Origin of the sequence: Rhodopirellula sp. UBA1907, from assembly GCF_002337565.1 — a bacterium.
Taxonomy (GTDB): domain Bacteria; phylum Planctomycetota; class Planctomycetia; order Pirellulales; family Pirellulaceae; genus Rhodopirellula; species Rhodopirellula europaea.
Map to the genome: position 1 here is coordinate 179,793 of NZ_DDGH01000048.1, position 13,298 is coordinate 193,090.

The following is a 13,298-nucleotide window of genomic DNA, read 5'->3' on the forward strand; positions in this document are numbered from 1 at the left end:
AAAAACGCCCAGTCGCGAATGACGACCAGGCGTTGATGCGATTGGAAAAGGGATTTGGAATCAGTCCTTGTCTTTTTCCTGCTTTTCTTCCGTTTCAGCGCCCTTCGGCGTGTTGTCATCGTACTTGGCCGCTGGGATCGCGTCGTGATCCTTGGTTGGCAGCACTTCGTGATCGATGGCGAACTCTTCGTTCTTTTCTTCGGCTTCTTTTTCGACAGGTTCTTCGGTAACCGTTGCCGCTTCGGAGATCAGTTCAATGACCTTGCGTTCGACGATTTGGTTGCGAAGAGCGTCCATTTGACCGGTCTTTTCCAGACGAGCACGCACGCGACGTGGTGACGAATCGCTTTGCTCAGCGATCAACTGGATTTCAGTTTCGTATTCTTGAGGTTCCGCGTCGATTTTCTCTTCGTCGGCGATTTGCTCAAGGATGAAGTGTTCACGCAGCGAAGACTCGGTGCCTTGTTGCATGTTCTGCTTGCTGGCGTTGACGAAGCGACGAATCATGTCGTCGTCGAAGCCACTGCGACGGAACTCGAGAACCTTGCGGTCGAGTTCTCGTTTCATTTGGCGGCGAACCAAGGTTGGTGGCAATTCGAAATCTGCTGAAGCCAGCAGTTTTTCGATGATGCTGCCACGCATCGCTTGCTCGGTGCGGAAGTTGGCTTGTCGTTCCAATGAACCACGAACGAATTCGCGGAGTTCATCTTCGGTTTCGAACTCACCCAATTCGTCGAGGAATTCGGAGGTCAGTTCAGGAAGTTGCTCTTTCAAGACTTCGACGACCGTGAAGGTGGCGTCGATTTCTTTGCCTTGCATTTCTTCGTTGGCGTGACCTTCACCAAGTTTGACCTTGCCGGTCACAACGTCGCCTTCTTTGCAATCCTTCATCAGTTCGCCGAAGTTTTCGCAAACTGCATCGGAGAGGCTGAGGCGATTGGCCAACGTGACGCGTTCTTCATCCATCTCGGAGATGGTTTTGTCGCCGTCGACGAATTTCGCGGTGATCAACAAGCGATCGCCGAGTTCGGCTGGGGCGTCGCTGGCTTCCAAGGAAGCGTAACGCGAGAGGACTCGTTGAAGAGCTGCGTCGACGTCTTCTTCGGAAGTCGTTTCGACGGGCTTCTTCAGTTCCAGCTTCTTCCAGTCTGGAGTTTCGAATTCAGGTCGCACTTCGATGCTGAACTGATATTTGAATTCACCTTTTTCAGGCAATTCGATCGACTCGTAATCGAAGTCGGGTTCACCGATCGCTGAGAACTCAGCGTCTTCGGTGACTTTGGCCAAGCTGTCCATCAACAGCGAGCCTTTGACTCGATCTTCGATGCGATCTTTGAATTGTTTTTCAACCAACTTGCGTGGCGCGCGGCCGGCACGGAACCCGGGAACCTGAGCTTCCGGAACGAGTTCGTCGTACGCGTCCTTCATGTAGCGATCCACTTCGCCACGAGGGATGGTGACAACAACCTCCCGCAAACAGGCATGAGGTTTTGAAACCTCCATGTTCAACTGCAGCGGGTCTTTGACGGGAGCAGCCGCGTCTTCGGCGGGCGTTGAATCGGTGTCGAAAGACGTGGACATCCTGATTTTGAACCTTGTGTTAGAAAAACGAATCGATCGAACCGGAACTGGCTCTCGATTACTTCGGGAAGCGAAATCGAATAGGCCGGGGTGATCGGACGCTTCGACCGGGGGGCCACCTGCTTCAGGGGCCATTTCATGCAGCGGCAAAGTGTAGTGTTTTCCGGCGATGATCGACAAGCGGTTAAAAAACCTTTCAAGTCGACTTGCGACAAATCCGATGGTTCCTATACTGTGCCCCACACAACTGAAACGCGGCTGTAGCTCAGTTGGCAGAGCATCACGTTGCCAACGTGATTGTCGTCGGTTCGAATCCGATCAGCCGCTCTTCAAGACCACGCCCGGACATCACGGGCGTGGTTTTTTTATGCCCATTGGGGCGGATCCTCGTTTGCGAGTTGCCGTTGATGCGGAATGGCTGGTACGCTTCCGCGTTCATTCGAATGACCCACGTCAGTTTTCTTTAGCCTCTTCGCCGAGACGAACGTGCCCCACGCCCAGATTGGTCCCATCTCGGTGCATCTTCCGGAACATGTGGAAGACAATGCGACGCTGAAGGAACAGTTCCCCTCGTGGGATCTCGACTTGATCTCGGAGAAAACGGGGATCCACCAGCGGCACATTGCAAAGCCCGACGAGACGGCGGCGGATCTGGCCGTCCAGGCGTGCGAGCAATTGTTCGAACGCGAAAATTTGGATCGGTCGTCGATTGATTTCGTGTTGCTGTGCACCCAGACGCCGGATTATCCGCTGCCGACGACTGCGTGCCTGCTGCAGGATCGGCTGGGCCTGCGAACCCAGTGTGGCGCGATCGATTTCAATCTCGGCTGCAGCGGGTTTGTGTACGGCACCGCCATGGCCGACGGATTGATCCGAACCGGCGTTGCCAAAAAAGTGCTGCTGGTGACGGCGGAAACGTACAGCAAATACATCGATGAGAATGATCGCAGCCTGCGGACCATTTTTGGGGACGCCGCCGCGGCGACTTTGATTACCTCCGCCGACCAGCCCTCTTTGTGGGGATATCAGTTCGGCAGCGACGGCAGTGGCGCGGACATGTTGATCGTGGGCAACGGCGGAAGCCGACCAGCCGAAGACGCGATTCCGCCCCGTCACCGAAAGCGTTGGAAGAGTCGTCTGTATATGGATGGCCCCAGCCTGATCAACTTCACGGTCGAAGCGATCCCAAGGTTGGTGGACGAGATTCTGACGGAAAACGGATTGTCGGACGACGAAATCGGCCACTACTTGTTCCATCAGGCCACCTGGAAAATGTTGGACCAACTTCGCAAGCGAATGGACATCTCGCCAGAGAGACTGCCGGTCGATTTGGCGGATGTTGGGAATACGGTATCTTGCACGTTGCCAATTCTGATCGACCGAATGCGACAACGTGACGAGCTGGTTCGAGATGCAACCAATGTCCTGGTTGGTTTTGGCGTCGGGCTGTCTTGGGGCGGATGTCTTTGGCGGGATCAGTACCGAGACCAGTCCTGAAATTAGCAATCAGCGGGAGTAGAAGAATCAGGTACCTTTTGTGCGAAGCACCCAGTGGGCCGTTCCGGCCGAAGGCACATGCATCTTCTTTTATTCAACCGTTCCTTATCCACGCAGTTGCCGGTCCTTGATCCGGGCTTGAGATGAAAACGTCCCAGAATTGCACCGGTTGTTTCCTGATCGCTTCGCCGTATTTGCATGACGGCAATTTTTTCCGGTCCGTCGTGCTGATCATTCGGCACACCGACGAAGGTGCTTTTGGCGTGGTGATCAACCGCGCCGGACCTCAGCGTTTTGGTGATGTCATCGCGATGAGCGATCCGTCGTGGCAGGCGTCCAGCGGTCCGGACATGAGTGCATTGCTGGCTTCCCAGGCTGATTCGGCATCCGGGAGTGACCCCAGCGATCCGGACAAAACAAACGAGTCTCTGCAGATTCACCCCGACCAAATTTATCTCGGCGGTCCGGTCAACGGACCCGTTTTGGCTCTTCACAACATCGCGGGTATCGGCGATCCCTGTGGGACGGACGTCGGCGAGGGGGCCGAAAATGATCCCGCAGGATCCAAGACCCAACTGCACGATCATCCAGCCGAACCGTGGGGTTCGATGTCGATCCAATGGGCCGACGTTCCCGCTTGGGTGACCTCGGATGAAGACCACCTGCGATTGCTGGCTCGACGAGACGACGCCAAATTGCGTTACGTCGTTGGCTATTCCGGATGGGGGCCAATGCAATTGGAGAGCGAATTGGAAGACGGTGGTTGGCTGGTCACTCCCGCCGACACGGAATCGATCTTTGGTCCTTGCGAAGAAGTGTGGGAAAAATTGGTGCGTCGTTGTGGTCAAGCGATCATGAAAGATTTGACGCCGGACGTTCCTTTCCCTTCTGAGCAACAGGGTTTCGACCCGGGTGTGAATTGAATGGCTCGGCATGTGATCGGCGACGTCCACGGTTGCGCCAAAGCACTCCGGTCCATGATCCAGGAGCTCGCGCCGACCGCCGATGATGAGCTGATTTTTCTGGGCGACTACATCGACCGAGGCCCCGATTCTCGCGATGTCATCGATCAATTGATCCAGTTGCAGTCGAAGTGCAAAGTGATTCCCCTGCGCGGTAACCATGAATGGATGCTGCAAAGCGTGGTTTCCCGAGGGTTGGACGATGCGATGTGGCTTCGCAGCGGCGGCAAGGCAACGGTGACCAGCTACGGTGGTTCTGCCCAAAAGATTCCCAAGGATCACCTAGCGTTTTTCGAGTCGCTGCTTCCCAGTTATGAGACGGAACAAGAGATTTTCGTGCACGCGATGTACGACCCGAGTTGCGACGTCGAGTCACAGAGCGATGAGTTGACCTACTGGACGCATTTGCCAGCGAGTCTGCCCGCACCGCATCACAGCGGGAAACGCGTTTTCGTCGGGCATACGCCCCAGCCGACCGGTGAAGTTTTGCGGCACACGCACCTGGTTTGCATGGACACGTATTGTTTCGGCGGCGGGTTTCTTTCCGCGATGGACCTGGAATCTGAGACTGTCCTGCAAGTCGATCGACACGGGCACATTCGTCGAGTCCCCGTCGAGCGATTCGCGATGTTGATGAAAGGCTGCGTCCAGTGGTTCCGATCGCGGAAATCCTGATTCACGGCTTGTTATACTGATTCGACAGCACCATTTTGAACGAGCCCGATGCAGATGGCCGCTTGTTCGGGTCTCGGATGAGGGGCGTTTTCGATGGTGTCGTATCGCCCCGACGAGCATGTGTCCGTCAGATGGTCATGCTTTTCGTTGTTGCCACGTCCCCGGAATACGAGACTAACCCGCTTTGACTTCATCGAACGAAATGACGATCCCAAAGCAGCGGCGGCAGCATGGTTTTTACCGAATCGCGGCGGTATCGCCGAAAGTCGTTGTGGCCGATCCCGCGGCAAATGCGGCGGAGACCATCGCCACGATGGACGCTGTTGTTCAGCAATCCAATCCTGACTTGATACTGTTCCCGGAACTTGGGCTGTCCGCTTACACGTGCGGCGATTTGTTCGCGACGCAAACGCTGTTGGACGCGAGTCTGGGTGCACTTCGGGCGATCGCGACGCATTCCTATTCTTGCGACGCCGCGATCGTCGTTGGTTTGCCGCTGCGTGTGGGAACCAGCGTCATGAATGTTGCCGCTTTGGTTCGCGGTGGGTTTATTCGCGGATTGGTGCCCAAAACGTTCTTGCCAAACTATCGCGAATTTTATGAGGCGAGGCATTTCCAAGCGGCTTCGGCCAACGATCCCGCGACCGTTCGGATTGATGGAAATGACGTTCCCTTTGGCACTGATTTGCTGTTTCAAGACGATGCGGCGACGCTTGGGGTGGAAATCTGCGAAGACCTTTGGGTGCCAGTTCCACCAAGTAGTTATGCGGCACTCGCTGGTGCAAACGTGATCGCCAATTTGTCGGCCAGTAACGAATTGATTGGTAAGGCTCAGTGGCGTCGAGATTTGGTTGTCAGTCAATCGGGGCGATTGATCTCAGCCTACGCCTACTCTTCGGCGGGTGGTGGTGAATCGACGAGTGACCTGGTCTTTGGTGGACATTGTTTGATCGCCGAAAACGGTGCTTTGATCGGGGAGTCTCGACGGATCGGCGATACCGATGACGAAGACTTGCCAGTTCAGACACAGTTGATTCGGGACGTCGATTTGCAACGGCTTGATCACGATCGACGCGTGGTTGGCTCGTTCGATGATTTTCAATCTTCGTTGCCTCGACCCTATCGAACGGTGGATGTTGCCTGGTCTGGTTCGGGTAAGAAGCAGGGACCGTCAGTGACTTCATCGCAAAGCGGAAAGGGTAACGAACGAGGTGATAAGGAGCACGACCAGGCAGATGCGAATCGGCTGCTCCGACGAGTGGATCCGCATCCTTTTGTGCCGGACGATTTGTCCAAACGAGAGGAACGGTGTGGAGAAATTTTGGCGATTCAAACCGCTGGGTTGGTCAAACGGTTGCAGCAATTGCCCGCGGATCTACCGTTGACGATTGGAATCTCCGGTGGGCTCGATAGCACATTGGCGTTGCTGGTTGCCGTTTCGGCGGTGGATCAACTGAAGCGAGATCGAAAGGTGATCGATGCGATCATCATGCCTGGATTCGGCACGACCCAGCACACCAATGACAGCGCGACGCAATTGGTCGAAGGGCTGGGCGTGACGTCGGAAAGCATCGATATCCGCCCGCTCGCATTGCGAACGTTTCTGGATATTGGGCATTCGCCTTTGGGGTTGGAGATCGATGCATCGACCGAAATTGACGACCTGCAATCGCGACTTCAGAAAGTCGATGCCAACGCGACCGACTTGAAATTCGAGAACGTCCAGGCGCGTCTGCGAACGATGTTGCTGATGAGTCGCGGGTTTGTGCTTGGAACGGGGGACCTGTCCGAGCAGGCTTTGGGATGGAGCACTTACAACGGCGATCACATGTCCATGTACAACGTGAACGCTTCGGTTCCGAAGACGTTGGTTCGTTACTTGGTGCAGTACGCCGCCGACCATCGGTATCGTTCGACCTTGCACGAAACGTTGCATCGAATCGCCGACACGCCGATCTCGCCCGAGCTTTTGCCGCCCACCGAAGATGGTGAGATTCGGCAGAACACTGAGGCCTCGATCGGCCCGTACGAACTGCACGATTTCTTTCTCTATCACTTCGTTCGCGGTGGCTGTGACGTTGCGAAAATGTGTTTTTTGGCGGGGCAGACGGAATTCGATTTGCCGCATTCCGCCGAGGTGATCGAGACGACGGCCAAAACGTTTGTTCGGCGATTCTTCCAAAATCAATTCAAACGCAATTGTGTCCCGGACGGCCCGAAGATCGGATCGGTCAGCTTGTCGCCTCGCGGTGATTGGCGGATGCCGGCCGATGCGTCGAGCGCCGCGTTTCGTGATTGAACTTCGTTGCCACCCATTCGCGTCGAAGCGATGGCGTGCACAATATGGGCCACCGGTTTGGCAGCAAGTTGCCATGCCAGCGAATCCATTTCTGTTCCTTGAGACCATGATCCATGTCAAACGATTCTGCCTTGCCACTTGAAATCACGGTTGCTGATTTGGACGCGATGCGAACCCGCGGCGACGAGTTCGTTTTGTTGGATGTGCGCGAAACTGCCGAGTATGAAACGGCTCGTATCGAGGGTTCGAAACTGTTGCCGATGAGCGAGATTCAGCAACGTTTGTCAGAACTCGACGAACATCGCGAAGATCACATTGTTGTTCAGTGTCACCACGGTGGACGCAGCATGCAGGTGACTCAGTTCTTGCAATCGCAGGGATTTGAGAAGGTTCAGAACTTGGCTGGTGGAATCGATCAATGGTCCCAGCGAATCGATTCGTCGGTTCCTCGCTATTGAGTTTCCCGGTCCGGTGAAGTGAAACTTTAGCGCGTTGGTAAGGTGCGCGGTTTGAGGTGCTTTTGCCTGTCGTTTGGATAGTTTTAGTCCTAACGATCATTCCTCGTCGATAAGCGATGTCAGTCATCCAAAGTTCGACGGAGAAAGTAGCTGATGTCTTGGACCTTTACGAAGAATCGACGTGCGTCTGATTTGTGTGTCACATCCCGTTTGCAGCCGGGACGGCGAATCACGGCGGTTCGCTTCTTGGCCGCGTGGGCAATGGTTGCTGCCATGGCGTGCGTTGCTGTCAGCGACGTCGCGGCGCAGTCTTGCAGTTGCGGCGAACCAGTCTGTGGTTTGGATTCGCCCTCCTGCGGCAGTGAGCCAACATGCGGGCTCGAACCCGTCTGCGGATGCGAAGCTCCCCTGGCGTTCCCCGCTTTGCGTGCACATCTGAGTGCTTCCTGCGGTTGTGAAACCGAGTGCTCGTGCAGTGTGGAACCAGAGTGCGGGGCGGAGCCTCTTCGCGGCGTCGCTCCGTTTTTCGCTAGCGATCCCAGCTGCGGATTCGATGCGACCTGTGGTTGCGAGTCCGCAGGATGCTCCAGTTGCAGCAAACCGGATAGCGGCGGATTCCTCGGACGACACAAAGTTCAGAAGTGCAATCCGATCTATCAAACGTTGGACCTTGCTGCTTGTGGCGTGGAACGCGTTTTCGAAGTCGGTGCCTTCTTGGTGCACGGAAAACGTTGTCACCGCGGATGCGAATCAGGGTGTCAAACCTGCAGTCACTGTGAAGCGTCAGCCGGGGCAGTGCATGGTCACGAAGTCCATTCCTACGGCCATCATCACGTGATTGAAGCTCCCGTTGTGATGGAGTCCCGCGGGATGCCACACATGTCGAGCCCGACCGTGAACGAAGTGACGCCTTACGCTCAGCGAAACCCAAGCATGCAAGGAATTCCAACCCCCGCACCGCAACCGCTCACTGATAGTCCGAAGACAACGATTCGCAAAACGAATCCTGGCTTGCCCGCGGTTCCAAAACCGGTCCCTGCTGAGGCGGCTCCAGGTCGCAATTCAAACGGACGAGCGGGATCGCTATTCGACGAGATGCGAAATCCGTTCGAGGACGATTCGGCCAGTGTTAGCAAGCGTCGAGTCAAGGTTCGCCAAACTTCGTACGACGGCGAAGAGCCAGAAGGCTTGCGTCGAATCCCACGTCCGGTTCGCAAAGCGGCGACGCAGCCAACCGAAGCAGATGACTTTGCCGACTACTTCCGAAAGTAGTCACGGTCGACCGGGCTTGGTTTTGAACCAGGATTGACGGGCCCGGTGGCTGGCGGCCTGCGTCTCACGATCGAATGAGGCGAGGCGGATTCATTGACATGATTTGGATGGTCTACAATGGTGACGGGTGAACAACCCGTCGCCATTTTTTTGTGGATTCGCCTGCGATGTCTCGGCATGTGGATCCGCTTCGGTCATCGTTCTCGTTGGATTTGTTTGTCGTGGCAAGACGCACCGTATTGATCCTATTCGCCGTGCTGACATTCTGGATTGGCTCCGCCGGTTCTCGCGCGCACGCGGATATCATCACTTTCAACGGTGGTGCGGATGATTCGGCCGAACAAGAGCAGACCATCGATGCTGAAATTCTGGTCGAGGCTGCCGATGGCGGGGTTTTGGCTCGTTGCGACGCTGGGCGACTTTGGACGATCCAGCCGGACATGATCGTTCAACGAACGAAGCAGCCCGCGGGTCCGCCGATCGATCAAGAGACCATGGCTCGTCGGATGTTGGACGAGCTGCCAAAGGGTTTCCAGGTTTACCGGACTGCAAATTACTTGCTGCTTCATCAAGGCAACGAAGCCTACGCGAGAGACTGCGGCGTTTTGTTCGAACAGCTGCACCGTGGTTTTTTCACGTACTGGAAAAACCAGCACGTTGATCTTGAAGAACCACGTTATCCCTTGGTCGCGCTAGTGCTCGCCAACCACAACGAGTTCTTGAAGTACGCGAGCCAAGAAATTGGTGACACGGCGAAGAGCGTCATTGGCTACTATCACCTGGAAAGCAATCGAATGACGACGTTCCGAGTGCCAAACTTGGAGCGAAACATTGCCACGATCATTCACGAGGCGACGCACCAACTGGCCTACAACTGCGGGTTGCAGACTCGGTTCGCTGACAATCCGATGTGGGTTAGCGAAGGGTTGGCGATGTTTTTTGAATCGCCAGACTTCAGCAACCCGCGTGGTTGGCGAGGGATCGGGCGAGTCAACGCGGTCAACCTGGGCCGCTTTCGACGTTATCTTTCTTCGCGCCCCGATGATTCGCTGGCGACACTTTTGTCGGACGATTCGCGATTCCGTTCCGTTTCGACGGCGGAAGACGCGTACGGTGAATCTTGGGCGTTGACGTACTTCTTGTTGAAGACACAACGGAAAGAGTTTGTGTCGTATCTGCAGAAGCTCAGCGAGTCCAAGCCTCTCGACGAAAGAACGCCTCGAGAACGAATCGAAGATTTCGAAAGCTCGATGGACATGACCCTGGAACAGCTCGATCGCAAATTCATCACCTACATGCGACGCGTTCGCAACTGAAGTGATGGACGAGGCAACGAGTTCTGGAGTCCGGGACTCGTGGCCCCCGCCATTACCGATTCAGCGTCTGTTTTTCAGGCGGTCATTGGCACTTTAGAACTCGCCGTTAATGACTTCGCGAGCGGCGCGTGTTCCCAGTGAACCCCACAAGCCATAGGGGCTTTCCGATCCAGCAGCCGTTGGGCTGTCGGTTTGTCCGGACAACGCCTTGCAATACACGCATGGGACACGCGAATTGCCGGCTTCGATTGAGTCGGTGATGAACTTCACCGCGCCATCGGACATGACGACATGTACTCCGCCCATGTGATAGCTGCTAGGAGGTGCAATGCCGTAGGTGTCCGAGTGCCCAACAAGGCAGACTTCTGAGTTGGGTCCGAGAATGGTGTTGAATTGCGACTGAAGCGTATGGAAGTCCGCCCACCGCAAGCCTCGCTGTGACACTGGTGCGTAAACGCGGGCGTCTTCGGTCCAGAAATTGGGACGTTCGGGATCGATGAACCCGAGATCAAAGCAACGTTTCGGATTGTTGGCGATTTGAAAGAAGCCACCCTTCGCATTGGTGAATCCGATCGTGCGGTTGTCGCGATCGTCCAAGCCTGTCGCGATTTCACCGACCGCGATGGTGTTGCTGAGTCCGTCGGTGAAGTCACGAAAACGCATCGACTTGCGAGGCACAAAGGCACCGCGGAGTCCACATTGAGCGCGTTGCATCGCCAAGCGTTCATTGTATTCCCAGCGGTTTGCACTCGAGTTCCAAACCGTCACCCCATGTTCGGCTTCATAAAATCCGTCGCCGGTGCAGGCTGCGTAGTTCGTGCGGCCGAGTCCCGGCAATCCAAATCCGGGATCGCTTGGGCAACGATAGGTTGGGATCTCGGTTGCCCAGGGCGGGTATTGGATCGTCCAAGGTCGTGGGCCAAACGCGGGCCAGATGTCACCATCCGGTTCGATCAACGGGTTGCTGACCATCGACCAAATGGATTGTTGTTCGACATACGGCAGCAAGCCAACCAGATAGGTCAGCTCCATTCGCGTGAACCCGGTGCCATCGTTCGCACTTCCACGACCGGCGGTGTTGTCGTTTTCATCGGTGGGGCCGACACCGTGAATCGGCAACTGATTGAAGGCGGAGTGATAGTTGTGCAGACCCAGTCCGATCTGCTTCATGTTGTTGCCGCAACTCATTCGTCGAGCGGCTTCGCGAGCGGACTGAACCGCCGGTAGAAGCAACGCGACCAAGACGCCGATGATGGCGATCACCACCAACAGTTCGACGAGAGTGAACGCCGAGCGTTCCGAGTTGCAGCGTCGAGAGAAACGAGAAAGAAGCATGACGGATCCACAAGAAAACGTGGGATGTGATGTCAATGCTTCCATGCATGTGCCGAGGTCGTTGTACGCATGACGCCAGAGGTGAACAAGTAAAAATTTGCAACCCAGCAGTGGAAGCACGATCAAGCGAGCCCGCGAGGGCTTGCACGACTAGCTGACCGTCATCGAACACGCGACAATGGGGCTTTCGTCCGTTACCGCTACCATCGAGAGAGAGCCATGCGTTTGTTGTTAGGTTTAGGAATTTGTTTTGTCGCCGCCGCGGTCATGCAGTTGTCAGCCACAGGAGCTGAGGAAGAAGTGTCCAAGAAAACGCTCCGCCACGTCGTGATGTTTGGTTTTAAAGAGGCCAGTTCGGACGCAGACGTCCAAAAGGTCGTCGACGCGTTTCGCAATTTGCCCAACGAAATTCCTGAGATTGCGGACTTCGAATTCGGCACCAACAATTCGCCCGAGGGGCTCAATGACGGGCTGACTCATTGTTTCCTGGTGACCTTCAACAGTGAGAAGGATCGCGAGACGTACCTGCCGCACCCAGCACACAAGGCGTTCGTCGAGGTGCTGAAGCCTCACCTCGAAAAAGTGGTCGTCATCGATTATTGGGCCGATAAGTAGTCCGGTTGATGACGTTCCAGGCCGGTCAATGAGGTTCCATCCGCCCACCTTGGCGGAATCTGAGCTGCCCTTGATCGGCTTTGGTTGCAGCCCGAAAAATTCAGAAAAGCCCGGCAATTGCGGTCCAAAACAGCTGCCGGGCTTTTTCGTTGACCTATCGAATCGGGGCCGAGCGGCTGAACGCTTGACCAAATTTGCATCCGTGGCTATTCTCCGTCATCAATCCGGCTAAGAGTGGCCGGGCGCATCATAAGGAATTTTAATACAGCAGGTTGTCATTGCAGTTTCGTACGCTTGAATTGTTCTGTCGTGTCGCAGATCACCGTAGCTTTTCCAAGGCCGCGGTTGATTGCGGATTGACCCAGAGCGCGGTCAGTCAAGCCATCAGTGGATTGGAAGAATCCGTTGGGGCGTGTCTGATTGATCGCTCGAGTCGACCATTGGGGCTGACCGAAGCGGGCGAGATTTACCTGTGCGGCGTCCGCGACGTGATCCGCCAATACAACGAACTGGAGCAGCGTGTCCGGTTCCGAGGCGAGCGATTGACGGGCAGCGTCACCGTTGGCGCGATCTATTCGGTCGGTCTGAGCTACATGCCCGAAGCCACCAAGGTCTTCGAGACTCAGCATCCTGATGTCAAAGTTCGAACCGAGTTCGGAAGCAGCCAACGCGTCGTGCAAATGGTGCTCGATGGTGGCGTCGAATTCGGTCTGGTGAGTTTTCCGCGCAGCACAAAAGCTTTGGGCACCATTCCTTGGCAATCCGAGCCGATGCGTTTGGTTTGTTCCGACGACCACCCCTTCGCCAAGCGAACAGAAGTCTCCGCGTCGGAACTCAGTGGCATGGAGATGGTTGGTTTTGAGCGAGGGTTGGTGCTGCGTCAGGCCATCGATCAGTGTTTGAAACGAGCCGGAATCTCGGTTGTGACTCAGATGGAGTTCGACAACGCGGATTCGATGGTGCGTGCCATTCAAGCGAACCGAGGTTTGGGAATTGTTCCCGAGGCGGCGGTCCGACGCGAAACGGCCAACGGGACCTTACGCGTGGTCGCTTGTCCCGAAATTCAGATGGTCCGACCACTTGGGATCATCTTTCGCCGCAGCAGCAAACTCAGTCGCGCGGCAATTGAATTGGGATCACTTCTTCTGGGGCGGGAGATGGAACCTGAACTGAGAACCAAATCAGAAGCTGCGAAAGCAGATCGAAAGAAAAATCAAACCAAAGACCGGGCGGTCTCGGTCGTCGCATGATCCGCGACTCAGACTCAAACGCCCCTTCATAGTCCACA

The 13,298-nt window shown here is 55.6% G+C and carries 11 protein-coding genes and 1 tRNA gene; 10 read left to right on the forward strand and 2 right to left on the reverse strand.

The annotated features are described in order from the left end of the window. Positions 1 to 60 precede the first annotated feature (60 nt). Positions 61 to 1,581: a trigger factor gene (gene tig / locus B2R17_RS10605; RefSeq protein ID WP_286763956.1), complete on the reverse strand. Its 1,521-nt coding sequence runs from the start codon at positions 1,579 to 1,581 to the stop codon at positions 61 to 63. A gap of 254 nt (positions 1,582 to 1,835) precedes the next feature. Here tig and B2R17_RS10610 point away from each other — a divergent pair. The 8 genes from B2R17_RS10610 (at position 1,836) to B2R17_RS10645 (ending at position 10,060) form a co-directional block, all read left to right on the forward strand. Then, a tRNA-Gly gene (locus tag B2R17_RS10610) sits at positions 1,836 to 1,908 on the forward strand. Between the two features lie 159 nt (positions 1,909 to 2,067). Further along, a complete protein-coding gene (locus tag B2R17_RS10615) occupies positions 2,068 to 3,078 on the forward strand; it encodes a ketoacyl-ACP synthase III (RefSeq protein WP_286763957.1) in 1,011 nt (336 codons plus the stop codon). Positions 3,079 to 3,221: 143 nt separating this feature from the next. Continuing rightward, positions 3,222 to 4,001 carry a YqgE/AlgH family protein gene (locus B2R17_RS10620; protein ID WP_286763958.1) on the forward strand — a complete coding sequence of 260 codons (780 nt, stop codon included), beginning with the start codon at positions 3,222 to 3,224 and terminating at the stop codon, positions 3,999 to 4,001. Then, positions 4,002 to 4,715, forward strand: a complete 714-nt coding sequence (locus B2R17_RS10625) for a metallophosphoesterase family protein (protein ID WP_286763959.1) — start codon at positions 4,002 to 4,004, stop codon at positions 4,713 to 4,715. A 202-nt stretch (positions 4,716 to 4,917) separates the two neighbouring features. Continuing rightward, positions 4,918 to 7,014, forward strand: a complete 2,097-nt coding sequence (locus B2R17_RS10630) for an NAD(+) synthase (protein WP_286763960.1) — start codon at positions 4,918 to 4,920, stop codon at positions 7,012 to 7,014. A gap of 113 nt (positions 7,015 to 7,127) precedes the next feature. Beyond that, on the forward strand, positions 7,128 to 7,472 hold the full coding sequence (locus B2R17_RS10635; RefSeq protein ID WP_286763961.1) for a rhodanese-like domain-containing protein: 345 nt from the start codon (positions 7,128 to 7,130) through the stop codon (positions 7,470 to 7,472). Positions 7,473 to 7,625: 153 nt separating this feature from the next. After that, entirely contained in the window at positions 7,626 to 8,744 is a 1,119-nt protein-coding gene (locus B2R17_RS10640) for a crotonobetainyl-CoA--carnitine CoA-transferase (RefSeq protein ID WP_286763962.1), read from the forward strand. A 167-nt stretch (positions 8,745 to 8,911) separates the two neighbouring features. Beyond that, positions 8,912 to 10,060 carry a DUF1570 domain-containing protein gene (locus B2R17_RS10645; RefSeq protein WP_414707292.1) on the forward strand — a complete coding sequence of 383 codons (1,149 nt, stop codon included), beginning with the start codon at positions 8,912 to 8,914 and terminating at the stop codon, positions 10,058 to 10,060. Between the two features lie 93 nt (positions 10,061 to 10,153). On the opposite strand, the gene B2R17_RS10650 is transcribed toward B2R17_RS10645, so the two are convergent. Beyond that, positions 10,154 to 11,395, reverse strand: coding sequence for a DUF1559 domain-containing protein (locus B2R17_RS10650; RefSeq protein ID WP_286763964.1), 1,242 nt, complete (start codon positions 11,393 to 11,395; stop codon positions 10,154 to 10,156). Between the two features lie 219 nt (positions 11,396 to 11,614). On the opposite strand from B2R17_RS10650, the gene B2R17_RS10655 reads away from it, so the two are divergent. After that, positions 11,615 to 12,010 (forward strand): Dabb family protein, encoded by a 396-nt coding sequence (locus tag B2R17_RS10655; RefSeq protein WP_008665221.1) that lies wholly within the window; start codon positions 11,615 to 11,617, stop codon positions 12,008 to 12,010. Between the two features lie 278 nt (positions 12,011 to 12,288). Continuing rightward, on the forward strand, positions 12,289 to 13,260 hold the full coding sequence (locus B2R17_RS10660; RefSeq protein WP_037198259.1) for a LysR family transcriptional regulator: 972 nt from the start codon (positions 12,289 to 12,291) through the stop codon (positions 13,258 to 13,260). Positions 13,261 to 13,298 lie beyond the last annotated feature (38 nt).

Excerpts from the sequence above, each read along its gene's own strand:
- B2R17_RS10640 (WP_286763962.1), top strand. The coding sequence starts at position 7,626 with ATGTCTTGGACCTTTACGAAGAATCGACGTGCGTCTGATTTGTGTGTC.
- B2R17_RS10635 (WP_286763961.1), top strand. The coding sequence starts at position 7,128 with ATGTCAAACGATTCTGCCTTGCCACTTGAAATCACGGTTGCTGATTTG.
- B2R17_RS10645 (WP_414707292.1), top strand. The coding sequence starts at position 8,912 with ATGTCTCGGCATGTGGATCCGCTTCGGTCATCGTTCTCGTTGGATTTG.
- B2R17_RS10630 (WP_286763960.1), top strand. The coding sequence starts at position 4,918 with ATGACGATCCCAAAGCAGCGGCGGCAGCATGGTTTTTACCGAATCGCG.
- B2R17_RS10655 (WP_008665221.1), top strand. The coding sequence starts at position 11,615 with ATGCGTTTGTTGTTAGGTTTAGGAATTTGTTTTGTCGCCGCCGCGGTC.
- tig (WP_286763956.1), bottom strand. The coding sequence starts at position 1,581 with ATGTCCACGTCTTTCGACACCGATTCAACGCCCGCCGAAGACGCGGCT.
- B2R17_RS10625 (WP_286763959.1), top strand. The coding sequence starts at position 4,002 with ATGGCTCGGCATGTGATCGGCGACGTCCACGGTTGCGCCAAAGCACTC.
- B2R17_RS10620 (WP_286763958.1), top strand. The coding sequence starts at position 3,222 with ATGAAAACGTCCCAGAATTGCACCGGTTGTTTCCTGATCGCTTCGCCG.
- B2R17_RS10650 (WP_286763964.1), bottom strand. The coding sequence starts at position 11,395 with ATGCTTCTTTCTCGTTTCTCTCGACGCTGCAACTCGGAACGCTCGGCG.